This window comes from Pseudoclavibacter sp. CFCC 11306 (genome assembly GCF_008831235.1).
In the GTDB taxonomy this organism is placed as follows: domain Bacteria; phylum Actinomycetota; class Actinomycetes; order Actinomycetales; family Microbacteriaceae; genus Pseudoclavibacter_A.
Genome location: NZ_WBKF01000001.1, coordinates 163,560 through 186,741, shown reverse-complemented (window position 1 = coordinate 186,741; position 23,182 = coordinate 163,560). Strand labels below are relative to the sequence as shown.

The window sequence follows — 23,182 nt, the reverse complement described above, 5'->3', positions numbered from 1 at the left end:
CTGCCCTCAGTATGGACGCTGCCTAGACGGATGCGCCGTGGGCTTGGCCTCAATCGATGCAGCTGGCGCCGAGCAGTGCTTTGAGCTCGCTGTACAGTGCCGCAGTGACGCTGACCCGATAGGGAATCTCGAAGACGCGCTCGGCACCCGCAGTCATCAGTTTCAGCAGCACCTCGGTGTCTCCGCTGTGGCGCACCAGAATGGACGACAGATCTTCGACGATCTCTGGTGTCGCCGTCAGCTCTGGAATGCTCAGCATCAACGGCAGTCCGGCTCCCCCGGCACCCTTGATCTCGGGGGTGAAAACAGAATAGGCATGCAGCGTCGCGCCGTCATCACGCTCGTTGATGCGACCGCGCACGACCACGATGGAGTCGGCGACCAGCGCCGGAGAGAACTCCTGGAAGGTCTTGCCCATGAAGAGCGCTGACATCTCGCCGGTGAAGTCTTCGACCTCGATGATGGCGTACTCGTTGCCGCTGTTGCGCGCGATGCGCTTCTGCACGCTCGTGATGAGCCCGGCGATGGCGACTTTGTCTCCGTCGTGGAACCGTTCGCCACCGGTGATGTCGACGATGTTCGCGTCTGCGTGCCGAGAGAGCTCGCGCTCCAGCCCGTGCAGCGGATGGTCAGACACGTAGAGCCCGAGCATCTCGCGCTCGAACGAGAGCTTGATGTGTTTGTCCCACTCGGGGCGGTCAGGCACCTCGGCACCCGGCTGTTCGTCGAGATCGAACATCCCGGCGAACAGGTCGACCTGGCCGTGCGCTTCGTTGCGTTTGAGCTTGGCCGCTTCGTCGACTGCCTGCTCGTGAATCTCGATGAGCGCGCGGCGGGTGCTGCCGAGCGAGTCGAAGGCACCTGCTTTGATCAGCGATTCGATGGTGCGCTTGTTGCAGACGGTGAGCGGCACTTTGCGCAGAAAGTCGTGAAAGCTCGTGAACGGGTCTTCTGTCTCACGGGTCTTCACGATCGCGTCGACGACGTTGGCACCGACGTTGCGCACCGCTCCCAGACCGAAGCGGATGTCTGTTCCGACGGCCGAGAACCCGAGGAACGAGGAGTTGACGTCGGGCGGCAGCACCGAGATGCCCATATGGCGGCACTCGTTCAGGTACATCGCGAGTTTGTCTTTGGAGTCACCGACGCTGGTGAGCAGAGCCGACATGTACTCGGCCGGGTAGTTCGCCTTCAGGAAGGCTGTCCAGTAGGAGACGACCCCGTAGCCGACCGAGTGCGCCTTGTTGAACGCATAGCCGGCGAAGGGAAGCAGCGTATCCCAGAGCGCTTTGACGGCCTCTTCCGAGTAGCCGCGATCGACCATGCCCTGATGAAAGTTGGCGTACTGTTTGTCGAGCTCGGACTTCTTCTTCTTGCCCATGGCGCGACGGAGCATGTCGGCCTGACCGAGGGTGAAGCCGGCCACCTTCTGGGCGACGCCCATGACCTGCTCCTGGTAGACGATAAGACCGTAGGTCTCGCCCAGGATGTCTTTCAACGGCTCTTCGAGCTCTGAGTGAATCGGCTGAATCGGCTGCAGGCCGTTCTTGCGCAGCGCGTAGTTCGTGTGCGAGTTCATGCCCATGGGGCCCGGGCGGTAGAGCGCGATCACAGCCGAGATGTCGGCGAAGCTGTCTGGCTTCATCTGCTTGAGCAGCGTGCGCATCGGCCCGCCGTCGAGCTGGAACACACCGAGCGTATCGCCCCGGGAGAGCAGGTCGTACGTCGGTTTGTCATCGAGGGAGACCTCTTGCAGATTGAGCGTCTCGCCACGGTTCTGTTTGATCGAATCGACCGCATCGCCCATCACGGTCAGGTTGCGCAGACCGAGAAAGTCCATCTTGAGCAGACCCAGGTTCTCGCACGCCGGGTACGGGTACTGCGTGATGATCGCGCCGTCTTCTTCGCGCTTCATGATGGGGATGTTGTCGATCAGAGCCTCCTGGCTCATGATCACGCCCGCTGCGTGCACGCCCCACTGGCGCTTCAGCCCTTCGATGCCCCGCGCCGTCTCCAGGATCTTCTGCGAGACCTCGTCGCCTTCGACGACCTCGCGGAACTCGGCGCCCTCCTGATACCGCTTGGCATCCGGGTCGTACATCTCTTCGAGGGTCATCTCTTTGCCCATGACGGCGGGCGGAAATGCCTTCGTGAGCTTCTCACCGGCCGAGTACGGCAGTCCGAGGATGCGAGAGGAGTCCTTCAGCGCCTGCTTCGCCTTGATCGACCCGTAGGTGACAATCTGACAGACGCGATCATAGCCGTACTTCTCGGTGACGTACTTGATCACGTCGGTGCGGCGACGGTCGTCGAAGTCGACGTCGACATCAGGCATCGACACACGCTCGGGGTTCAGGAATCGCTCGAACATGAGGCCGTGTTCGAGCGGATCGACCTCGGTGATGTGCATGGCATAGGCGACCATCGATCCTGCGGCTGACCCTCGCCCGGGGCCGACGCGCACGCCGTTGCCCTTGGCCCACTGGATGAAGTCGGCGACCACGAGGAAGTAGCCGGGGAAGCCCATCTGCTCGATGATGCCCATCTCGTAGTTCGCCCGCTCGCGAACCGGTTCGGGAACGGTCTCGCCGTATCTGGAGTGTAGACCGGTCTCGACCTCGGACTTGAACCAGGTGAGCTCCGTCTCGCCCTCCGGCACGTCGAACTTCGGGGTGAGGTCGCGTTTGACGAACTCCACCTCGCAGCGTTCGGCGATGCTCAGCGTGTTGTCGCAGGCGCCTGGATAGTCCCGGAACAGCTCGCGCATCTGCTTCGGAGTCTTCAGATAGAACTCGTCGCTGCCGAAGCGGAACCTCTTGGGATCGTCAAGAGTTGAGGCGGACTGCACGCACAGCAGCGCGGCGTGCGCATGGGCATCCTCTGCATGCGTGTAGTGGAGGTCGTTGCTCGCCACCAGCGGAAGCTGCAGATCCTTGGCAAGGTCGATCAGGTCGCTCATCACACGGCGCTCGATGTCGATGCCGTGATCCATGATCTCGCAGTAGTAGTTGTCAGGCCCGAAGATGTCGCGGTACCGTGCCGCAGCCTCGCGAGCCTCTTTGTACTGGCCGAGGCGCAGGCGAGTCTGGATCTCGCCGCTGGCGCAGCCCGTCGTCGCGATGATGCCTTTGGCATACTGCTGCAGCAGTTCGAGGTCCATACGAGGCTTGAAGTAGAAGCCCTCGATCGACGACAGCGATGCGAGCCGAAAGAGGTTGTGCATGCCCTCCGTCGTCTCAGCGAGCATCGTGGCGTGGGTGTACGATCCGCCGCCCGAGACGTCGTCTTCGCCGCCGCTGCCCCACCGCACGCGGGAGCGATCCTGGCGTTTGGTGCCCGGCGTCAGATAGGCCTCGAGGCCGATGATCGGTTTGATCCCGGCGTCCTGACACGCATAGTAGAACTCGTACGTGCCGAACATATTGCCATGGTCGGTGATGGCCAACGCCGGCATCTCGAGCCGGGCCGCCTCGGCGATGAGCGGTTTGATCTTCGCGGCACCGTCCAGCATGGAGTACTCGCTGTGCACATGAAGGTGCACGAAGCTGTCGGAAGCGGTGCTCGATGATGCAGCCAAGAACGATCGCCTTTCGCAGACGTGACTCAGGGGAACTCGGCCCAGTCTACGCCTGTGGGTCGCGCAGCAGCGAGAGGGCGTGCCGCAGGTCTGTCGGCGGTTCGCTGTCGACGACCATCGGCTCTGCGGTCACTGGGTGAGCGAAGTCGAGACGCACCGCATGCAGCCACTGCCGGGTGAGACCGAGGTGCTCGGCCAGCACAGGGTCGCCACCATAGAGCGGATCGCCCATCAGCGGATGATGCCGTGCGGACATGTGCACACGAATCTGGTGGGTGCGTCCGGTCTCGAGGTGGATCTCGAGCAGCGAGCCGCGAGCGAAGGCCTCGAGCGTTCGGTAGTGGGTCACCGAAGGGCGCCCGCCGGCGACCACGCCGAACTTCCAGTCGGCACGCGGCAGACGGCCGATCGGCGCGTCGATGGTTCCGCTGCTGGGGTCTGGATGCCCGTGCACGACCGCCTGATACGTCTTGTGCACGGTATGATCGCGAAAGGCCTGCTTCAGCGCACTGTAGGCCGGCTCGCTGCGAGCCACCATCATCAGGCCGCTCGTGCCGACGTCCAGTCGCTGCACGATGCCGTGCCGTTCGGGTGGACCGCCCTGTGCCACACTGATCCCGCGTGCAGCGAGCACGCCGAGCACCGTCGGGCCGGTCCAGCTGGTCGCCGGATGCGCGACGACGCCCACCGGCTTGTTCACGATGACGATGTCATCGTCGAGGTAGACGATCTCGAGGTCGGGAACGTCGAGTGGACGCACCGCGAGACGGTCTTCCTCCTCCCAGTAGACGGTGACGAGACCGCGATCCTCGAGTCGGTCGGCTTTGTGCAGCGGTCGGCCTCCCTGTGTGACGTCTCCCGATGTCATCAGCGACTGAATACGGGCCCGTGACAGCCCGGTCAGCTCTGCCAGGCCTGTGTCTGCGCGCTGACCGATGAGCTCAGGCGGAATGGAGACGAGCTTACTGGGCATGTTCGTCTGCTCGTACAGCTGACGACTCGCCCTTGGCCGCTGCCGAGACCTCTTCGAACTGGCGAGGGCGGAAGAGCATGATCAGCACCAGCCCGATCACCGCACAGGTGAGCATGATGTCGGCGAGATTCACGATCGCGAAGCCCTTGAGCTGCAGAAAGTCGACGACGTGCCCCCGAGCGAATGCGGGCGGGCGGAACAGCCGGTCGACCAGGTTGCCGACGACCCCGCCCAAGAACACGCCGAAGAGCACGATCAAGGGGGTCGAGCGCAGCGACCGAGAGAACCAGACGAGCACACCGGACACGATGACGGCGAGCACGGTGAAGACCCACGTCATCTCTTCGCCCATGGAGAAGGCCGCACCCGGGTTGAACACCAGACGTAGCTGAACGAGGTCGCCGACCAGCGAGACCGGCTGCCCCAATGTCAGAGTCGCGATCGCCCAGATCTTGACGAGTTGGTCGATGACCACCGCCACAGATGCGATGCCCAGCACAGACAGAATCGAGCGGCGGGCCGAGGCCCGCCGCTCGATGTCGTGCGAGGCTGAGGAATCAGCCACGCGTCACGCTACTTTCGGCCGTTGCTGCTGCCGTGCACCGACTTCGTGGTGCTCTCAGCGAGCGAACCCGACGACTCGAGGTCTTTGAGCTGACCGCTGATGAACGACTTGAGCGACGAACGGTACTGACGCTCGAACGTCTCGAGATCTTTGATGTCAGCTTCAAGAGTGGTCTTGCGCTGGGTGAGGTCGTTGAGCTCTTTGGTCTTGCGATCCTGCACCTCGGTGAGGATGCGGCGGGCTTCGACGCGAGCCTCGGAGATGGTCTTCTCTTTGGTCTCTTCGCCTTCGCGAACATGCTGATCGTGCAGGGTGCGAGCAAGCTGCAGGAGCGAGGTGGCCTCGTCTGACTCGTTGCGCGGCTCGGCATCGTTTGACGCGTTGTTCGTCGTGGGCGCAGCAGCAGCGGGTGCGGTTGCGGCGACTGCTGCCGGCGCAGCCTCGGTGCCACGGCTCTGACGCAGCATCTTGATCTCGGCCTCGGCGCGAGCCAGCTTCGACTTCAGCTCGTCGGCTTCCTGAGCCTTGGCCTTGAGCGACTCGTTCTCATCGCTCAGGCGACGGAACTCGACGACGACCTCGTCAAGGAAGTCATCGACTTCGTCCTGCTCATAGCCATCGCGGAACTTCGTCGTCTGGAACCGCTTGTTCAGAACGTCATCGGGCGTTAAGGCCATTACTTACTCCTAATTCGTGTGTAGTTTCGCTCTCGACTTGAGCTTGAGCCAAACCCCATCAGATTCATCTTAGACCATTGAAAACCGCACCCAGGGTGCTGAAGACAAAAATGGAGAGGAAGATGCCGAAGTCGAGACTGACTTGACCGACTCGCAGTGGAGGAAGAAGTCGTCGTGCCAGCCGCACCGGCGGGTCGGTGATCGTGAAGAGCAGCTCAGCGAGAACTGTGACGAGATGCGGCAGTCGCGCTGATCTGCGCAGCCCCAGAACCAGCTCGACCAGAAACCTCAGGAAGAGAACGGATGAGTAGGTCTGGCAGAGCCAGCCGAGAATGCCAAAGAGGATGCTCACGCCGAGTCGCCGTCAGAGACTACTGCTCGGTGAAGAACCCGACCTGGCTGGGATCTTCGTCGTCTCGCTGCTGTCCGCCACTCACAAGCACGTTCTGTGGAGAGAGAAGGAAGACTTTCGGCGTCACCCGCTCGATCTTGCCCAAGAGCCCCTGTGCCAGACCTGATGCGAAATCGATCAGACGACGTGCGTCAGGCTCAGTCATCTGACTGAGGTTGATGATCACGGGGACGCCGCCTCGGAAGCCCTCGGCGATCATCTGCACGTCAGCGTATTTCTTCGGATGGACGGTCAGAATCTCGTTCAATTCACCTGCCTGGGTCTGTGCTGGCGTGCGTCGCAACGGCGTGACGTTGCTGCGCTGCTGGGCATGCGTTGTGGTCGTCTGTGCGGCGGCTGCCGCCGGACGCTCAGTTGCGGGCGCTGCCGGAGTCTCATCGACATACTGGTCGTCGTCGACGAGTCCGAGGTACTCAAGTGTCTTGCGCAGTGGGTTTCCCATGGGGCATCCTCCAATGTCTCTGTCACAGGTTAGCGGCCGGAGACCGGTTTTCCAGTGATTGCCGTGCCGATTCGCAGGTGTGTCGCACCATGACGGACGGCCGCCCGCCAGTCGCCGCTCATCCCAGCCGAGATGCTGCGGGCCTCGGGAGCGATGTGCTGAATGTGCAACGAGAGCTCCTGCAGTCGTTCGAACGCCCGATCGGCATCGACCCCGAGCGGCGCCACGGCCATCAGCCCATCAAGACGCAGGTGCGGCGAGGAGAGCACACGTTCGACCAGATCGTCGAGCTCGTCAGACGCCACTCCCCCTCGGTCGGGCTGACCGTCGAGCGAGACTTGGACGAACGCGTCGACAGCATGATCCAGCTCGATCCGGTCGATGCGATCGACCAGCTCCGGACGATCGATGGAATGGATCGCAGACGCGAGTCGAGCGACCTGACCGGCCTTCTTCCGCTGCAGCTGCCCGATGAAGTGCCACCGAGCCGACGCCAGCGCAGGATCTGCCTCGAGTTTGGCGTGCAGCCCCTGCAGAGTGTTCTCACCGAAGTCTCTCTGCCCGGCAGCGTACAGCACATCGGCGAGCTCCGGCGTGTGGTACTTCGTGACGACGATCACCTGCACCTCGTCACGGCGACGGCCGCACAGGCTCAGCTCTGCCTGCAGATCGGTCTCGACCGCGCGCAGACGCTCCGTGACGCCTGCCTCACCCCCGGCAAGCCGAGGCACCGGCTGCACCGACGACCCAAGGTCGATCGACTCGCTGGGGGCGGGCACGGACTCGAACTCCGCACTCACTTCAAGAAGTCAGGAACGTCGAGCTCCTGATCGTCGAGTCGCTCGAACGGATACGAACGCGCCGCATAGGGATCGGCGACACTGGTGTCGACCGACTGCTCAGCGCCGCTGGCATCGCTGCCGGCTGTGGTCGCGTCGGCGTCTGCGGCATTCGACGCGACTGCCTCGTCCGATTCGTCGGCTGTCTGGGCGGCCGTCGGCCTCTCGGCTGCCGCGGGTGCCGCATGACCGCGCTCGTCGCGTCCCCGACGCAGATTGCGCAGTTCGTCCTCTTCGTCGAAGCCGGCTGCGATCACGGTGACGCGCACCTCGTCGCCCAGCGCGTCGTCAAGCACGGTGCCGAAGATGATGTTCGCCTCTGCGTGCACGACCTCCTGCACCAGCTGCACGGCGTCGTTGATCTCGAAGATGCCGAGATCAGACCCGCCCTGCACCGAGATGAGCACACCGTGCGCGCCGTCGATCGTCGACTCCAGCAGCGGCGACGAGATGGCGAGCTCCGCCGCTTTGATCGCCCGGTCGGCGCCCCGTGCGGAGCCGATGCCCATCAGAGCCGTGCCGGCTCCCTGCATCACTGACTGCACGTCGGCGAAGTCGAGGTTGATCAGTCCCGGTGTCGTGATCAGGTCGCTGATGCCCTGAACACCGGCGAGCAGCACCTGATCGGCGATCGAGAACGCCTCGAGCATGGTAATGCCGCGATCGCTGATCTCCAGCAGCCGGTCGTTCGGCACGGTGATCAGCGTGTCGACCTCGGCACGCAGGGCCTGAACACCCGACTCTGCCTGAGACATACGCCGCTTGCCCTCGAACGAGAACGGCTTGGTGACCACGCCGATCGTCAGAGCCCCGATCGACTTCGCGATCTTGGCGACGACGGGAGCGCCTCCGGTGCCCGTGCCACCGCCCTCACCTGCCGTCACGAAGACCATGTCGGCGCCACGCAGCGTCTCTTCGATCTCATCGGCGTGCTCTTCGGCCGCGCGTCGCCCGACCTCAGGGTCGGCGCCAGCGCCGAGCCCGCGGGTCGACTCGCGACCGACGTCGAGCTTGACGTCCGCGTCGCTCAGCAGCAGTGCCTGCGCATCCGTGTTGATGGCGATGAACTCGACGCCTTTGAGCCCGCGCTCGATCATGCGGTTCACTGCATTGACGCCGCCGCCGCCGATGCCGACCACTTTGATCACGGCGAGGTAGTTCTGGTTCGACATATTGGACCGGCCTTCCGTCAACCTTCAACTTCAACTAGAGCGTTAAAGTTATACTGCGTATACGTTTGATCTCTGAGAAAGTATCCACGTCTGAACGCCGAAACACGACGGCTCATGCGGTGTGTCGCGACTTGGATGCGAAATCCGAGCATGCCGGACGCGCTCGTCATGAGGCCACCGGGAGCGACGGCGAGGACACATCGATGTGCTTGGCATCCGGCCGATCCCCCACCAGAGCACGAAGCACGCGCGCCTTGAGCTCCGTCTCGCTGCCGTCTCCCCAGACGACGGTCGTCCCGCTGCGCAGTGTGAGCTGCACGTCATCCTGCGTGCTCGCCTGCGCAGAAGCCACCTGAGCCAGCAGGTCACCGTCCAGGCTGCGCAGCACAGCTGCGACCGACGAGAACGCCGGCGACTGCGGATCCGTCGAGGCGACCTGCAGTGTGGGGTACCCCTCCTCAGGCTGATCTGCGCTCTGCACCACCACACCTGCCGCATCCACCAGCAGGTAGGAATCGCCCTTCTTGAAGACGCCGATGGGGGCCCGTTCGGTCACTGTCACGATCAGGGTGCCCGGCAGCTCGGCACGGATGCTGTACGACTCGACAGCACTGAACTGCTGCAGCTCGCGCTCGATCTGCGCCCCGGAGAGTCCGATGATCGGTCGCCCCACTTGGTCGCTCAGCGCGTCGCTCAGCTCGGCTGCAGATGCACGCTGCGTTCCACGCACCTCGATATGCTGCACCGACAGCCACGGCGAGAACACGAGGCCGATGGTGACGGCGATGACCACGGCCAGGCCGATGATGAGGAACCGCCCGAGGTGCAGGTCGTGGAAGAGCGAGCCGATGCTCGCCCGAGTCGCCGCAGTCCCTGCTCTCCCCTGCCCCGCCCGCTGCTGACCGCCGGCGAGATCGCCGGAGCGATCGAGACGACCAGCAGCGCGCAGATCCTCGCGCTCACGTGCGCGCCGTCGACGAACCGTCGCTCGCAGCTGGGCTCTGGCGGCGCGAGCCGTTCTGGCCTCCTGCCAGCGTGTGCTCAGCCCCGACCGCCAGTCGGTCGACTCGGCGTCGCGGGACGGCGTTCCAACCTCGCGAGGCCGGGACGCTCCTCGCCCTCTGCTCTTTCGACCGCTTGCGCGCCCGGCGCGTCCCCGTTCACCGGGTTCGTCATCGCCCTGGGTTCGCAGGTGCGGTCGCCGAATGCGATCGTCATCGGTCACGCAGACGCTCCAGCAGTCGCGGCAGAATCGGGTAGAGACCCACGCCGAGCGTCAGCACGATATCGCCCGGCCGCGCACGACGCACGATCTGTTCGACGGCGTCGTCCCACGTCGGGCTGTAATGTCCGAGATCGGGACGCAGGAACCTGCTCACCAGCCAGGCCGAGTCGATGCCCGGGATCGGGTCTTCACGAGCTCCGCGCAGCGTCAGCACGTCGACGAAGTCGGCCCAGCGGTCGAAGACCTGTGCGAACTCGTCGGCGTGATCGCGCGTGCGGCTGTAGAGGTGTGGTTCGAAGATCACCAGCACGTGCCCGTCACCGGCCAGCTCGTGGGCGGCGGTGAGCACCGCGGCGACCTCGGTGGGATGATGCGCGTAGTCGTCGACGACGGTCACCCCGCCGACCACGGCCTGACGGTCGAACCGACGAGCGGTTCCCTGGTAATGACCTGCCGCGCGCAGTGCATCGGCCAGCGGATATCCGAGCTGACGCAGCACTGCGGCGACACCGAGCGCATTCAGTGCGTTGTGGTGGCCGAGCAGGTCGCTGCGAAAGCGGATGCTTCCCTCGGGCTGCGCAGTCACGGCGACGTCGGTCTCCCACCCCTGTGGCGTCACCTCGGTCAGCTCGAGATCGTTGCCGTCGCCCGCCTCGCCGAATGTGATCAGGTGTTCGGCACCGTCGAGTCGCGGCAGAATCGCTTTGGTGAGACGGTCGCTGCCGTTGACCACGGAGAACTCCGCGGCGCTGGTGATGAAGCGCACGAAGGCGTCTTCGATGCCCTGAGCGGTGCCGTAGTGGTCGAGATGCTCGGTGTCGATGTTGGTCACGAGCACGCCGGCCGTCTCGTATCGCAGGAACGAGCCGTCCGACTCATCGGCCTCGAGCACGAACAGGTCTGATTTGCCCCAGCCCGCGTTCGTGCCGAGCTCTTTGATGATCGCGCCGTTGACGAAGCTCGGATCGGCGCCGAGTTCGCGCAGGGCGGTGATCAGCATGCCGGTGCTCGTGCTCTTGCCGTGTGCTCCGGCGACCGCGATGACGCGGTGGCCGTGAGTCAGCCACTCCAACGCCTGTGACCGGTGGATGACGCGCAGACCTGCTGCTCTGGCCGCCGCCAGCTCGGGGTTGCTCTCGTGCACCGCAGACGAGATCACGACGGTGTCGACGTCGTGCACGTGGTCGGCGGAGTGCCCGATGGCGACGGTGACGCCCAGCTCGCGAAGGGCCTGCACATTGGCGCTGTCGGCCTGATCGGAGCCGGTGACCTGCAGCCCCTTCGCAGCCATCATGTGCGCGATGCCGCTCATACCGGCACCGCCGATGCCGATGAAGTGGATGCGCCCCAGCTCGTCAGGCAGCGTGTTCGACGAGTCGACGGATGTGTTCGTGTCGTTCATTTCGTCCTCCTCAGTGCTTCTGCTCGGCCACTTCTCGTGCCATGTCGGCGAGTCGCTGCGCGGCGTCCACGATGCCGATGCCGACCGCAGCATCGTGCATGGCGTCGAGCCGGTCGCGATCGGCCAGCAGCGGCAGCAGCACCTGCGTCACCCACGTCGCGTCGAGTTCTTCGTCGCGCGCCAGCATCGCGGCGCCGGCGGCGATCGCCGGGCGTGCGTTCAGCTCCTGCTCGCCGTTGCCATGCGGATACGGCACGTACACCGCCGGAATCGCCAGGGCGGTGAGCTCGCAGACCGTCGAGGCTCCCGACCTGGAGACCGCCAGCGACGCGACCGCGAGGGCGTCCTGCATGTGGTGGCAGTACTCCATGAAGTGATAGCCGTCGACATCGGGAGCGGCCACGTCGTTGCGCGCTCCGGCCACGTGCAGCACCTGCCAGCCGGCATCGACGATCTGCTGCGCCGCAGAGGCGAGCACCTCGTTGATGTGCTTCGCTCCGAGCGAGCCGCCGGTCACCAGAAGCACAGGACGTTCGTCGAGGCCGAGGCTGGTTCGACCGGCGGCGACAAGCTGTGCATCGCTGCCCGCAGCACGTGCGTGAGCGATCTCGGCGATCTCAGGCCGCAGCGGCATGCCGATCACCTCTGCGCCGGCCAGCGGAGTGTCGGGAAAGGCGACCGCGACGTGCGCCGCACGCTTCGCCCCCAGGCGATTGGCCAGGCCGGGCCGGGCGTTCGCCTCGTGCACGAGGTAGGCGACGCCTTCGCGTCTGGCAGCGAGATAGGCCGGGGCCGAGGCATAGCCTCCGAAGCCGACGACGGCGTCGACGCCCCGACTCACGATGATCGAGCGCACCTGCCGCACCAGCGATCCGAGACGCTTCGGAAAGGCCAGAGCCTGCGCGTTCGGCCGACGCGGAAAGGGCAGCTTGGCGATGGGGATCAGCTCGTATCCGCGGGCCGGCACAAGTTCCGCTTCGAGCCCCTCGGCGGTGCCGAGCACCAGAATGCGAGCATTGGGATCGCTCTCACGCAGGGCATCGGCTGTCGCGAGCAGCGGGTTGACGTGTCCGGCGGTGCCGCCGCCTGCAAGCAGATAGGTCGTCACGAAGAAGTCCTTTCGGTATTGGCGATGCCGAGCACCACCCCGAGCATGAGCAGATTGGCCACCAGCGATGATCCACCATAGGACACCAAAGGCAGCGGCACGCCGAGCACGGGCAGTAGACCGAGCACGACCGCGATGTTGATGAAGGCCTGACCGACAGTCCACGTGAGGGCTCCGGCGACCACGATCTGCTCGAACGGCCGATCGGCGAGACGCACGATCAGCCGCACCATCAGAACCGCGAGCAGCACATAGAGTCCGATCAGTGCGATCAGCCCGACCAGTCCGAGCTCTTCGCCGATGATCGCGAAGATGAAGTCGTTCTCGGCCTCGGGCAGCCACGCCCACTTCGACTTGGAGTTGCCCAGGCCCACCCCGAAGATTCCGCCCGCCGCCAACGCCCAGGTGCCGTGCGTGGTCTGCCAGCAGGTGCCGCTGTAGTCGGTGCAGCCCGACGACCCGGCCCAACTGGCGATGCGGCTCAGACGGTTGGCGCTGCCGATCGCGAAGATTCCGGCGATGATCCCGCCGGCCACGGCCAGAGCCCCCAAGAAGCGCAGCGGCACCCGACCCACGAAGAAGCAGCCGAACACGATGATCAGCATCACCATGGCCGTGCCGAGATCGCGACCGGCCATGACGAGTGCGATCGCTGCGACGACCCAGACCAGCACATGTTTGACGAAGGCTTTGAGACTCGTCAGATCGTCGCGTCGCTCGCTGAGCACTCGTCCGAGCCAGATCACCAGCGCCAGCTTCATGAATTCGCTGGGCTGCACGGTGAATCCGCCGACGTTCAGCCAGTTTCGGTTGCCGCCGCCGGCCGATCCAAGCGAGGTGCTCACCACGAGCAGCTGCACCAGCATGGTCGCGATGAGGAACGCCTTCGACCACCGTCTCAGCACCTCCATCGGTATGCGTGAGACGAGCAGCATCGCAGGAAAGGCGAGCAGGGCGATCAGGCCCTGCTTCATGAACAGGCTGAAGAAAGAGTTCGAAGCCGAGTACGAGTCGATCGACGAGGCAGAAAGCACCATGGTCAGACCGAGCAGCAGCAGCAGCGTGATCACGCCCAGCAGCTGGCCGAACGACTTCGTGATGTGGCGTTGGCCGCCGAGCAGCCGGATGCGCGTGTTGTTCGCGCTCATCACGCGCTTTCCCGAAGCCCCTGCACTGCTGCGGCGAAGAGATCGCCGCGCTGGGCGTAGCTGACGAACTGATCCCACGATGCTGATGCCGGTGCCAGCAGCACGACGTCGTCAGGGTGCGCCATCTGCGCCGCAGCAGCCACAGTCTGGCGCATCAGTTCGGCGCCGGCTTCAACGTCACCGGGTTGGGCCACGACGTCGATCTCGTGCGTCTCGACCTCAGGTGCGAGGCGGGCGAACAGGTCACGCACCGTCGATCGATCGGCGCCGACGATGACGGCGCCCCGCAGCCGACCATGCTCTCGCTCGATGAGCGGCGCGAGGTCGATGCCCTTGAGCATGCCGCCAACGATCCAGACGACTGAGTCGAACGATTCGATCGCCACACGTGCGGCATGCGGATTCGTCGCCTTCGAGTCGTCGATCCAGACCACACCGTCGATCTCGGCGACCGGCGTGATGCGGTGCCCATCGGTGTGGAACTCGTCGAGCGCCCGTCCGATTGCGGCTGCGTCGACCCCCACCGAACGAACCAGCGCGATTGCAGCCAGCGCGTCGAGCACGAGGTGGCGCAGGCCGAGCCCATGCGCCTGCAGGCGAGACACCGTGGTGATCTCCTGCGCATGCGTCTCACGGTTCGCGATGAACGCGCGGTCTGCGATCACGTCGTCGACGATGCCGATCTGGCCGATCGAAGGGGCCACCGGGCCCACCCCGATCGCTCGGGCACCGGCCACGACATCCGCCTGCTCGACGATGTCAGTGACCTGCTCGTCGCCGATCGGATACACGCACGCCGTCTGCACGTTCTCGTAGATGCGGGCCTTGGCCGCCGCATACGCCTCGATGCTGCCGTGCCAGTCGATGTGGTCGGAGTCGATGTTCAGGCAGACGCTCGCCCACGGACTGATGTGGTTGATGTAGTGCAGCTGAAAGCTGGAGAGCTCGACCACGATCGCGTCATAGGCCACCGGTTCGCGCACGAGATCGAGGATCGGCACACCGATGTTGCCGCACGCGGCAGCGCGCAGGCCCCCCGCGACGAGCATGTCAGTGGCCATCTCGACGGTCGTCGTCTTGCCATTGGTGCCCGTGACGCAGAGCCACTTCGTGTCATGACCGCGCTGACGCTGAAGGTGCCAGGCCAGGTCTATGTCGGTCAGCAGCGGAATCTGCTGCTCACACGCCCACCGAACCGCGGGATGATGCGGCGAGAACCCGGGAGAGACCACGATCGCCTCGGGCGCGAACTCCTGGAGCACAGCCACCTCATCGCCGTCGTGGGCGATTGGCCGCCATTGGGCCCCCAGCACGCCGAGCAGGTCGATGTGCTCGGCAGAGGCGCTGCGCCCCATGGCGAGCACGTTCGCGCCGAGTTCGACCAAGGTGTCTGCCACCGAGAACCCGGTGACGCTCATGCCGAGCACGGCGACGCGCCGACCTGCGAAGGTCTGGTCGTCGTGCGTGCTGTCGAAGAAGTCGGTTTTGTCAGTCATCGTGTCGTACTCACCCACTGCACATAGAAGATCGCGAGCCCGGCGACCGCGCAGAGGCCGGCGAGCACCCAGAAGCGCACGACGACGGTCACCTGCGCCCAGCCTTTGAGCTCGAAGTGATGGTGCAGCGGTGCCATCAGGAACACCCGCTTGCCGCCGCTGATCTTGAAGAAGCCCATTTGGATGAGCGACGAGAGCAGCGCGACGACGAACATGCCGCCGATCAGCACAGAGAGCACCTCGGTGCGGGTGACCATCGCCACCGCGGCGAAGGCGCCGCCGAGCGCAAGTGACCCGGTGTCACCCATGAAAATCTGCGCCGGCGACGTGTTCCACCACAGAAAGCCGATCAGCGCCGCCACGATCGACGTGACGATGATCAGCACGTCGAGGGGATCGCGCACCTCATAGCACTGCCCGAACGAGACGCCCGAGGCACGTTCGCAGTCCTGGTTGAACTGCCAGAAGGCCAGCGCCCCGTAGGCCCCGAAGGCGAGGATGCCGATGCCTGCGGCGAGCCCGTCGAGGCCGTCGGTCAGATTCACCGCGTTCGAGAAGCCGGCCACGATGCCGTAGACCCAGACGAAGAAGATGACGGCTCCCGGAATCACTCCCCAGGCGAACAGGTTGATCGGGGTGTCACGCAGCACGGACACGTACGTCGAGGCCGGGGTCAGCCCGCTCTGATCGGGAAACTGCAGCACTCCCCAAGCGAACAGGCCGGTGATCACCAATTGGGCGATCAGCTTGGCCGCTGGGGTCAGCCCCAGCGAACGGTGATTGCTCACCTTGATGTAGTCGTCGGCGAAGCCGACGAGCCCCATGCCGACGGTGAGTCCGAGCACCAGCATCCCGGTGGCCGTCACTCCGGCGCCGGTGACCAGTGCCGAGACGAAGTACCCGGCGAGCACTGCGATGAGGATGACGATTCCGCCCATCGTGGGCGTGCCCCGTTTGGTGAGGTGGGTGCGCGGGCCGTCCTCTCGGATGAACTGTCCCCATTCCAGGCGGTGAGCCAGCCTGATGAACAGCGGCATGCCGAAGATCGAGATGATCAGCGACACGGCGGATGCGACGAGTACGCTGATCATGCTCTGGCGGCATCCTCATACAGGCGGTCGCCCAGGAATCTGAGCCCCGCAGCGTTCGACGACTTCACCAGGACGACATCTCCTTCTCGCAGTCGTGGCGCCAGCCAGTCGTGCGCTTCATCCGCGTTCTCGCAGTAGACCGCTTCGCCGCCCCAGGATCCCTCCTGCTCGGCGGCGAGGAAGATGCGGCGGGCGTCGTTACCGACGACGACGAGCTGATCGATGTTCAGTCGAACGACGTCCTGGCCGATCTTATCGTGCTCGGTGCCGCTGGCCTCTCCCAACTCGCCCATGGCACCGAGAACGGCAATGGTTCGATGCCCGGTGCGACGGATGCCTGCGAGCGTGCGCAGGGCGGCTGACATCGAGCCGGGGCTGGCGTTGTAGCCGTCGTTGATCACGGTGACGCCGTCGGCGCGGTGCAGCGCCTGCATGCGCCAGCGTTCGCCTGAAGACAGGCTTTCGAGACCGGTGACGATCTGCTCACGACTGAGCCCCATGTGCAAGGCCGCCGCCGTCGCCGCAGCGATGTTCCAGGCGTTGTGCTCGCCGAGCAGTGCGACGCTGGGGTCGACCGTCTCACCGTCGAACGTGAGCTCGACGCGAAGCCGCTCTCCCTCCGGCTCGACGGCACCGATGCGCACAGCAGCATCGCTGCGCGCTCCGAACCAGACGACCTGAGCACTGGTGTGCTCGGCCATGCGACAGACGTTCGCGTCATCGGCATTGAGCACCGCGACACCGGTCTCGGGCAGTGATTCGACAAGCTCCTGCTTCGCGATGCGGATGTTGTCGACCGAGCCGAATTCGCCCACATGAGCCAGACCGACCTGCAGCTCGATGCCGAGGTCTGGATGCGCGATGCCTGAGAGATAGCGCAGATCGCCGATGTGGCTCGCACCCATCTCGACGACCACGAAACGCGTCTGCAGCGTCGTCTGCAGCATGGTCAGCGGCGCGCCGACCTCGTTGTTGAACGACCCCTGCGGAAACACCGTCTCGCCCGCCTCCGAGAGCAGATGAGCGAGGATGCGCTTTGTCGTGGTCTTTCCCGCCGAGCCGGTGATGCCGATGACATGCTCGAGACGGCCGTCGGAGCGAGCCTGAAGCAGTACCGCCTCTGCGAGCAGTCCGAGCGCCCGCGTGGCGTCGGCGACCACGATCTGGGCCAGCGTGGCGTCGGGCACGGGATGCTCCACGATCGCGGCAGCCGCCCCTTGACGCTGAGCCGTGACGACATAGTCGTGCCCGTCGCCGCTCTCGCCCCGACGAGCCACGAAGAGATCGCCTGTCGACACCTCGCGGGAGTCAGTGCGCACGGCACCGGTCACCAGACCGGCCTCAGCAGAACCGGTCAGCGTGCCGCCGACGGCCTCGGCGATCCAGTCAACGTCTGTCGTGATCATGCCTGCTCCTTCTCACTCTCGGCGTCGTGTCGCTCCGCAGCCGCCAGATCGTCGGCGTGCACGCCGTCGGCGGGATCCTGCCCTCCGCGCCGGGAGTGGTTGGGCTCGAAACCGGCCTCCCGCAGTGCCTCGCGGGCCGCTCCGCGTGAGGAATACGGAAGCTTGACGCCGCGCACCTCGTGGTAGTCTTCGTCGCCCGGACCGCACACGATGATCGTATCGTCGTCATGAGCGATGCGGATCGCAGTGCGGATGGCCGCCGACGGGTCGCCGACGTCATAGATCTCAGCCGGGTGATCCGCGGCACGGGCGGCCTCGACGAGCACCGATCTGATCGCATCGGGATCTTCGAATCTGGGGTTGATGTCGTTGACCACGAGCACGTCGCTGAGCTCGCTGGCGACCCGTCCCATCGCTGGGCGCTTGTACGGATCGCGGCCGCCGTCCGCGCCCAGAATGAGCACGATGCGACCCTTGGTCTGCTTGCGCACCGCCACCAGCGTCCGCTCCAGCGCATCCTCGGTGTGGGCGTAGTCGACGAAGAACGTCGGCCCGCTCTCACCGGAGACCCGCTCCAGACGCCCTGGCAGATACACGTCTGCCAGCACGTGAGCCTCGAGGCCGGACTCAATCTGCTGCGCATCGATGATGCCCGACTCCACGAGCATCACGACTGCGAGCACTGCATTGACGTCCATGTGCACGCCGGGCACTGACAGCACGATCGGCCAGCGCTGACCGTTCGGCCCGACCAGCGTGCCGGTCGATCCGTCCGCTCGATCGCTCTGCTCGACGAGCTGCCAGTCACATTCGTCGCCGGTGCCGACAGTGGTCACCGAGAGTTCGGTCTCTCGTGCCAGCCGCCTGCCCCATTCGCTCTCAAGCGAGATCACGGCGCGATCTGCCCGATCTGCGGTGAACAGTGCGCGTTTCGCGGCGTAGTAGTGCTCCATGTCGCCGTACTCGTCCAGGTGCTCTGGACTCAGGTTGGTGAAGCCGACCACCGCGAAGTGCACCCCGTCGATGCGGTGTCTGGTGACTGCCTGAGCCGACACCTCGACCAACAGGGCTTTGGCGCCGAGCTCACGCATGCTGGCGAGCAGGCCGTGCAGCTCGCTGGCCTCCGGCGTGGTCAGGGCGCTGCCCAGCACGTGTTCGCCAACATGCCGCTCGACGGTCGTGCTCAGTCCGGTGCGCACCCCCGCGTGTCCGAGCAGGGCCTCCATGAAGTACGTGGTCGACGTCTTTCCGTTCGTGCCGGTGACGCCCAGCGCGGGCAGACGATGCGTGTCGTTCGCGTAGATGTGCTCGGCGACCTTGCCGAGCACCAAGCGCGGGTCCGGCACGATCAGCAGCGGCAGATCCTTCGCCGTGCTGGCGGCGACGTAGCTTCGCCCGGCTTCGTCGGTCAGCACGGCCACCGCTCCGAGACGCCGAGCCTCCTCGGCGTACTTGGCGCCATGGGTGTGCTGACCGGGCATGCCGACGTACAGATCGCCAGGCCGCACGTCGCTGCTGGTGAGCGTCACACCGCTGATCACACGTGCGGCTGCGGCGTCGGCCGCGGGCTCGCCCGCCGACGTGACGACCGACGCGCCGAGCAGGTCGGCGACGGCGGCCAGCGTCAGATCAGCCGAGTGTTGGGGACGAATATGAGGTGCGGTTCGCGAAGACATCAGTACATTCTCCCACTCTCACCACGTCGGTGCGTAGTCGGGCAGCTCTCCGGTGGCTGGCGGCACGTTGTTCGTGATCAGCGTCTGCGCCATGACATCGTGAAACAGCGACATGGTGTTGTCCGAGGTCTTGTCTGTGGCCGGGTTGTAGATCGTGATGCCGACGACGAAGCGGGGGTCTCCGGCGGGCGCCATGGCGGCCAGCGAGTTCACATACTGGTTGGGCAGATAGCCGCCGTTCGTTCCGGCGATCTGTGACGTGCCCGTCTTACCAGCCAGGCTGTAGCCTGCGATCTGCGCAGACTTGCCCACGTACTGGGTGAAGAGCGGTTCGAGCATTCCTCGCAGTTTGCGGGCGGTCTCGGGCTGGATGACCTGCTCGGGCTGAGCCGACGGGTTCTCCGTCGTCGTGCCGTCCGCACTGGTGCAGCTCTTGATCAGCCGAGGCGAGATGCGCACGCCGTTGTTCGCCACCGCCTGATATGCGCTGGCGACCTGAATCGGCGTCGCCGCGATGCCCTGACCGAACATGGTCGTGTAATGCGAGATTTTGTCCCATTTGTCGACCGGCGCCAGCGTCCCGCTCGACTCTGCGGGAAAGTTCACAGCAGACTTCTCGCCGATGCCGAATCGCTTGAGGTAGTCATAGCGTGTGGCGTCGTCGACTTTGTCTCCGACCTGCATGATGCCGGTGTTCGACGACTTCATCAGGATGCCCGTGCTGGTCAGATTGAGGGTGTCGTGATCCCACGCATCTTTAATGGTGTGCGGGGTGCCGGGAACCGCGATCGACCCGGGGGCCTGGAACTGGCTCTCGGGGCCCACGTCGCTGTGCTCCATGGCGGCGGCCATCGTGATCGTCTTGATCGGAGACCCCGGTTCGTAGGTGCTCTGGAAGATGCGCGAACCGCGATCCTGCTCTTTCGACGCCCCGACGTCGTTGGGGTCGATGCTGGGAGTCTCTGCGGCGACGAGGATGTCTCCCGTCTTCGCGTCGAGCACCGTCGCCGAGATCCACTGTGCACCGAGTTCGCTCTGGCGCTCGGTGATCTTCTGCTGCACATACCACTGCAGATCGCGATCGATGGTCAGTTCGACCGTGCCACCGTCGGTCACCTGCTGCTCGGTGACCGTGGTGCCCGGGATGCGGATGCCGTCGGCGCCGCGTTCGTAGCTCTCTTTTCCGTCGGTGCCGGCGAGGCAGCTGTCAGCCAGCACTTCGACGCCTGCCTGCGGCTGCTGCTCAGCGCTGATGAAGCCCAGCAGGTTGCCGGCCACTGCACCCGAGGGATACGTCCGGTGTGGCACTGCTTCGATCGCGAGCCATTTGATGTCGAGGGCGCGAAGCTCTTGGTACTGATCGGCGTTCAAGTCCTGCGCCACGACCGAGTACTGGCTGTTCCCCTCCAGCGCCGTCTTGATCCGGGCTGGATCCTTCTTCGTGATCTGCGCCAGCCGATCGATGATCTGCTGGAGGGTCCACTTCTGACCCTTGCCGTCGACCTGGACGATCGAGTCTCCGGCCAGCGTCTGATCGGCCGCCACACGATATCGCTGCACGCTCTGCGCGAGCACGTTGCCAGAGCGGTCGGTGATCGTTCCGCGCACCGCCTGCAGGGTGAGAGGCACCGACCGGTTGCCCTCCGCCTGCGCGTTGAGGCCGGGGGCGTCGACGATCTGGATGAACACCAGTCGAACGACGAAGACGAGTGCGACTGCGACCACCGCGGTCAGAACCGCGATCAGACGACGCCGACGATTGCCCAGAACCGGTGCCATTTCAGCATCCCCTGTCGACGGCTGGGACGGACTGCGAAAGCAGAGCCCTCATCGCAGCGTCACCTGTGGCAGTTTGGAGCCTCCGTCTTGACCGGCATCGCCCGACTGGCTGTCGTCGCTCGGCGCCGCAGTGCCGTCGGCAGAGCCTGACGAGGAATCCGAGCCGTTCGCATCCGCAGTCGCACCGGCCTGCAGCTCTTGCTGGTCCACCCGCTGTGGCGCCTTGGCCTCGTCGCCCGCCGTCGGCTTCGCCGTGGCATCGGCCGCGTCGAGCGTCGCGAGCATGCGGTTGTTCACGAGCCCCTTCTGCGCAGCGATCTGCGCACCCTTGCTGTCGGCCGACCCGATGGTCTGCCCGTCGGCAAGACGGAGGAAGGTCACCTGCGTCGAAGGCTCCATGCCCAGCTCTTTGGCGCGGTCGGCGAGGTGCTGCGGTGACTGCAGCGCCGAGATCTGCTCGCTGAGGCTTTGGCGTTCGCGCTTGACCTGGTTCTGATCCTGCTGCAGTTGGTTGATCTGGTATCCGCCGTCGGCCAGACCGATGCTGAGCATCAGCTGGGCCACAAGCGCCACCGCGATGACGGCCACCAGGATGCCACCGTGGACGATCCGCGTGCGCACGCGAGACGACATCTGCGTCATGGTCATCGGCCCCTCCGAACTCTCTGCACCGCTCGGAGACGTACCGAACGCGCTCTGGGATTCTGCTGCTGCTCTTGGTCTGCCGCCTGTTCGGCTCCTCGGGTGAGCGAGACGAACCGCGGGGCGTGCTCCTCGAGTTCGACAGGCAGCCCGCTCGGCGTGCTCGAGGTGGTCGCGTCGCGCATGATGCGCTTGACGATGCGATCCTCGAGCGACTGAAAACTCATCACGACGACTCGCCCGTCGACCGAGATTCGATCGAGTGCCTTCGGCAGGGCGTCTTCCAGCCCGCGCAGCTCTTGGTTGACCTCGATGCGGATCGCCTGGAACACACGCTTCGCCGGGTGCCCGCGGTGGTCGGTCGCCTGGGTCGCGGTGCGCACCGCTTCGACCAGGTCAGCGGTCGTGCTGAGCGGATGCTGTGCCCGCATCTCGCCGATGCGCTCGGCGATGCGCCGGGCGTGCTTCTCTTCGCCGTAGCGCCGCATGATCGTCCAGAGACGGCTCACCTCATAGGTGTTCACGACATCTGCGGCGGTCAGCGTCTGCGACGGATCCATGCGCATGTCGAGCGGGGCATCGGCACGGTACGAGAACCCGCGTTCGAGATCGTCGAGCTGCAGCGACGAGACGCCGAGGTCGAAGAGCACCGCCTGTGCCGCTTCGACGCCGCACTGATCCAGCGCCTGATCGATGTGGTCGTAGGAGGTGTGCACGAAGCGCACACGGTCGCCGAAGCGCTGCAGACGTCTGCCTGCCAGGGCGATGGCGTTCTCGTCACGGTCGATGCAGATCGCCTGCGCGTTCTCACACCGGTCGAGCACGGCCTCGGTGTGCCCGCCCATGCCCGTGGTGGCATCGACGTAGATGCTGCCGGGTGCGCTGAGCGCGGGGGCCAGCAGGTCGACGCAGCGGTCTCTCATGACTGAGACGTGCAGCGCGCTGGGATCGGCATCGGCGCGCAGATGGGGGTAGGTCTCGTCAGAAGACACCGGGGATCACCTCTTCTGCGGTCTCGGAGAACGGCTCTTCGTTGGCGTTCAGGTACTGCTGCCAGGCGGATGAATCCCAGATCTCGGCTCGGTTGCCGGTGCCGATCACGGTGAGGTCTCTGGTGAGACCGGCGTAGCGTCGCAGGTCGGCCGGCACGCTGATGCGGCCCTGCTTGTCGGGCACCTGATCGCTCGCACCAGAGAGGAAGAGTCGCAGAAAGTCTCGGGCCTGCTTCGACGTCATCGGCGCTTGGCGAATCGACTGGTGGATGTTCTCGAACTCCCCTGCACTGAACACGTAGACGCAGTGCTCCTGCCCACGCGTCAGAACGACGCCGTCGGCCAGCTCGTCACGAAACTTCGCAGGCAGGACGAGCCTTCCTTTGTCATCCAGCCGGGGAGAATGCGTGCCGAGAAACATGCCGCACTCCTTCCTCGGGCTGGTTGGTCTGCAATGCTCACCACTTTACCCCACTTCCCTCCACCACAGTCCACCTACCTCGCAGAACACACCGCATTCTCAACGTTTCGACTCGTTCGGAGCCGCCGTGTCTGGTCGC

At 65.1% G+C, this 23,182-nt stretch carries 20 protein-coding genes; all 20 read right to left on the bottom strand.

The genetic code is table 11. The features are described 5' to 3' along the window. Positions 1 to 49 precede the first annotated feature (49 nt). A complete protein-coding gene (gene dnaE / locus F8O09_RS00800; RefSeq protein WP_225732788.1) occupies positions 50 to 3,577 on the bottom strand; it encodes a DNA polymerase III subunit alpha in 3,528 nt (1,175 codons plus the stop codon). A gap of 46 nt (positions 3,578 to 3,623) precedes the next feature. Then, positions 3,624 to 4,550: an RluA family pseudouridine synthase gene (locus F8O09_RS00795; protein ID WP_158053620.1), complete on the bottom strand. Its 927-nt coding sequence runs from the start codon at positions 4,548 to 4,550 to the stop codon at positions 3,624 to 3,626. Further along, positions 4,540 to 5,115 (bottom strand): signal peptidase II, encoded by a 576-nt coding sequence (gene lspA / locus F8O09_RS00790; RefSeq protein ID WP_158031608.1) that lies wholly within the window; start codon positions 5,113 to 5,115, stop codon positions 4,540 to 4,542. The genes F8O09_RS00795 and lspA overlap by 11 nt, the downstream gene beginning before the upstream one ends. 8 nt (positions 5,116 to 5,123) lie before the next feature. Next, a complete protein-coding gene (locus F8O09_RS10580; RefSeq protein ID WP_158031609.1) occupies positions 5,124 to 5,792 on the bottom strand; it encodes a DivIVA domain-containing protein in 669 nt (222 codons plus the stop codon). Positions 5,793 to 5,856: 64 nt separating this feature from the next. Next, a complete protein-coding gene (locus tag F8O09_RS00780) occupies positions 5,857 to 6,144 on the bottom strand; it encodes a YggT family protein (RefSeq protein ID WP_158031610.1) in 288 nt (95 codons plus the stop codon). Positions 6,145 to 6,163: 19 nt separating this feature from the next. Next, positions 6,164 to 6,646: a cell division protein SepF gene (locus F8O09_RS00775; protein WP_158031611.1), complete on the bottom strand. Its 483-nt coding sequence runs from the start codon at positions 6,644 to 6,646 to the stop codon at positions 6,164 to 6,166. A 29-nt stretch (positions 6,647 to 6,675) separates the two neighbouring features. Further along, on the bottom strand, positions 6,676 to 7,425 hold the full coding sequence (locus F8O09_RS00770; protein ID WP_225732787.1) for a YggS family pyridoxal phosphate-dependent enzyme: 750 nt from the start codon (positions 7,423 to 7,425) through the stop codon (positions 6,676 to 6,678). A 17-nt stretch (positions 7,426 to 7,442) separates the two neighbouring features. Continuing rightward, the gene (ftsZ, locus tag F8O09_RS00765) at positions 7,443 to 8,657 is read right to left on the bottom strand and encodes a cell division protein FtsZ (RefSeq protein WP_158031612.1); all 1,215 of its coding nucleotides are present in this window, start codon (positions 8,655 to 8,657) and stop codon (positions 7,443 to 7,445) included. Between the two features lie 166 nt (positions 8,658 to 8,823). Beyond that, positions 8,824 to 9,882 (bottom strand): FtsQ-type POTRA domain-containing protein, encoded by a 1,059-nt coding sequence (locus tag F8O09_RS00760; RefSeq protein WP_158053619.1) that lies wholly within the window; start codon positions 9,880 to 9,882, stop codon positions 8,824 to 8,826. Next, a complete protein-coding gene (gene murC, locus F8O09_RS00755) occupies positions 9,872 to 11,284 on the bottom strand; it encodes a UDP-N-acetylmuramate--L-alanine ligase (protein WP_158053618.1) in 1,413 nt (470 codons plus the stop codon). The genes F8O09_RS00760 and murC overlap by 11 nt, the downstream gene beginning before the upstream one ends. A 10-nt stretch (positions 11,285 to 11,294) precedes the next feature. Next, positions 11,295 to 12,392, bottom strand: a complete 1,098-nt coding sequence (locus F8O09_RS00750) for a UDP-N-acetylglucosamine--N-acetylmuramyl-(pentapeptide) pyrophosphoryl-undecaprenol N-acetylglucosamine transferase (RefSeq protein ID WP_158031615.1) — start codon at positions 12,390 to 12,392, stop codon at positions 11,295 to 11,297. Then, on the bottom strand, positions 12,389 to 13,540 hold the full coding sequence (gene ftsW / locus F8O09_RS00745; RefSeq protein ID WP_158031616.1) for a putative lipid II flippase FtsW: 1,152 nt from the start codon (positions 13,538 to 13,540) through the stop codon (positions 12,389 to 12,391). The genes F8O09_RS00750 and ftsW overlap by 4 nt, the downstream gene beginning before the upstream one ends. Continuing rightward, positions 13,540 to 15,036 carry a UDP-N-acetylmuramoyl-L-alanine--D-glutamate ligase gene (murD, locus tag F8O09_RS00740; RefSeq protein WP_158053617.1) on the bottom strand — a complete coding sequence of 499 codons (1,497 nt, stop codon included), beginning with the start codon at positions 15,034 to 15,036 and terminating at the stop codon, positions 13,540 to 13,542. Before murD ends, ftsW begins: the two co-directional genes overlap by 1 nt. After that, positions 15,033 to 16,127 (bottom strand): phospho-N-acetylmuramoyl-pentapeptide-transferase, encoded by a 1,095-nt coding sequence (gene mraY, locus F8O09_RS00735; protein WP_158053616.1) that lies wholly within the window; start codon positions 16,125 to 16,127, stop codon positions 15,033 to 15,035. The genes murD and mraY overlap by 4 nt, the downstream gene beginning before the upstream one ends. Further along, a complete protein-coding gene (locus F8O09_RS00730; RefSeq protein WP_158053615.1) occupies positions 16,124 to 17,533 on the bottom strand; it encodes a UDP-N-acetylmuramoyl-tripeptide--D-alanyl-D-alanine ligase in 1,410 nt (469 codons plus the stop codon). The genes mraY and F8O09_RS00730 overlap by 4 nt, the downstream gene beginning before the upstream one ends. After that, on the bottom strand, positions 17,530 to 19,209 hold the full coding sequence (locus F8O09_RS00725; protein ID WP_158053614.1) for a Mur ligase family protein: 1,680 nt from the start codon (positions 19,207 to 19,209) through the stop codon (positions 17,530 to 17,532). The genes F8O09_RS00730 and F8O09_RS00725 overlap by 4 nt, the downstream gene beginning before the upstream one ends. Positions 19,210 to 19,227: 18 nt before the next feature. Then, complete coding sequence (locus tag F8O09_RS00720) at positions 19,228 to 20,988, bottom strand: peptidoglycan D,D-transpeptidase FtsI family protein (RefSeq protein WP_158031621.1); 1,761 nt, start codon at positions 20,986 to 20,988, stop codon at positions 19,228 to 19,230. A 48-nt stretch (positions 20,989 to 21,036) separates the two neighbouring features. Continuing rightward, positions 21,037 to 21,636 carry a hypothetical protein gene (locus F8O09_RS00715; RefSeq protein ID WP_158053613.1) on the bottom strand — a complete coding sequence of 200 codons (600 nt, stop codon included), beginning with the start codon at positions 21,634 to 21,636 and terminating at the stop codon, positions 21,037 to 21,039. After that, on the bottom strand, positions 21,633 to 22,622 hold the full coding sequence (gene rsmH, locus F8O09_RS00710; RefSeq protein WP_225732786.1) for a 16S rRNA (cytosine(1402)-N(4))-methyltransferase RsmH: 990 nt from the start codon (positions 22,620 to 22,622) through the stop codon (positions 21,633 to 21,635). The genes F8O09_RS00715 and rsmH overlap by 4 nt, the downstream gene beginning before the upstream one ends. Then, positions 22,612 to 23,043, bottom strand: coding sequence for a division/cell wall cluster transcriptional repressor MraZ (mraZ, locus tag F8O09_RS00705; protein ID WP_158031623.1), 432 nt, complete (start codon positions 23,041 to 23,043; stop codon positions 22,612 to 22,614). Before mraZ ends, rsmH begins: the two co-directional genes overlap by 11 nt. Positions 23,044 to 23,182 lie beyond the last annotated feature (139 nt).

What these genes read in the sequence shown, in the direction of transcription:
- F8O09_RS00795 (WP_158053620.1), bottom strand. Translation starts at nt 4,550, where the DNA reads ATGCCCAGTAAGCTCGTCTCCATTCCGCCTGAGCTCATCGGTCAGCGC.
- F8O09_RS10580 (WP_158031609.1), bottom strand. Translation starts at nt 5,792, where the DNA reads ATGGCCTTAACGCCCGATGACGTTCTGAACAAGCGGTTCCAGACGACG.
- F8O09_RS00775 (WP_158031611.1), bottom strand. Translation starts at nt 6,646, where the DNA reads ATGGGAAACCCACTGCGCAAGACACTTGAGTACCTCGGACTCGTCGAC.
- ftsZ (WP_158031612.1), bottom strand. Translation starts at nt 8,657, where the DNA reads ATGTCGAACCAGAACTACCTCGCCGTGATCAAAGTGGTCGGCATCGGC.
- murC (WP_158053618.1), bottom strand. Translation starts at nt 11,284, where the DNA reads ATGAACGACACGAACACATCCGTCGACTCGTCGAACACGCTGCCTGAC.
- ftsW (WP_158031616.1), bottom strand. Translation starts at nt 13,540, where the DNA reads ATGAGCGCGAACAACACGCGCATCCGGCTGCTCGGCGGCCAACGCCAC.
- murD (WP_158053617.1), bottom strand. Translation starts at nt 15,036, where the DNA reads ATGACTGACAAAACCGACTTCTTCGACAGCACGCACGACGACCAGACC.
- mraY (WP_158053616.1), bottom strand. Translation starts at nt 16,127, where the DNA reads ATGATCAGCGTACTCGTCGCATCCGCCGTGTCGCTGATCATCTCGATC.
- F8O09_RS00730 (WP_158053615.1), bottom strand. Translation starts at nt 17,533, where the DNA reads ATGATCACGACAGACGTTGACTGGATCGCCGAGGCCGTCGGCGGCACG.
- F8O09_RS00725 (WP_158053614.1), bottom strand. Translation starts at nt 19,209, where the DNA reads ATGTCTTCGCGAACCGCACCTCATATTCGTCCCCAACACTCGGCTGAT.
- F8O09_RS00720 (WP_158031621.1), bottom strand. Translation starts at nt 20,988, where the DNA reads ATGGCACCGGTTCTGGGCAATCGTCGGCGTCGTCTGATCGCGGTTCTG.
- F8O09_RS00715 (WP_158053613.1), bottom strand. Translation starts at nt 21,636, where the DNA reads ATGACCATGACGCAGATGTCGTCTCGCGTGCGCACGCGGATCGTCCAC.
- mraZ (WP_158031623.1), bottom strand. Translation starts at nt 23,043, where the DNA reads ATGTTTCTCGGCACGCATTCTCCCCGGCTGGATGACAAAGGAAGGCTC.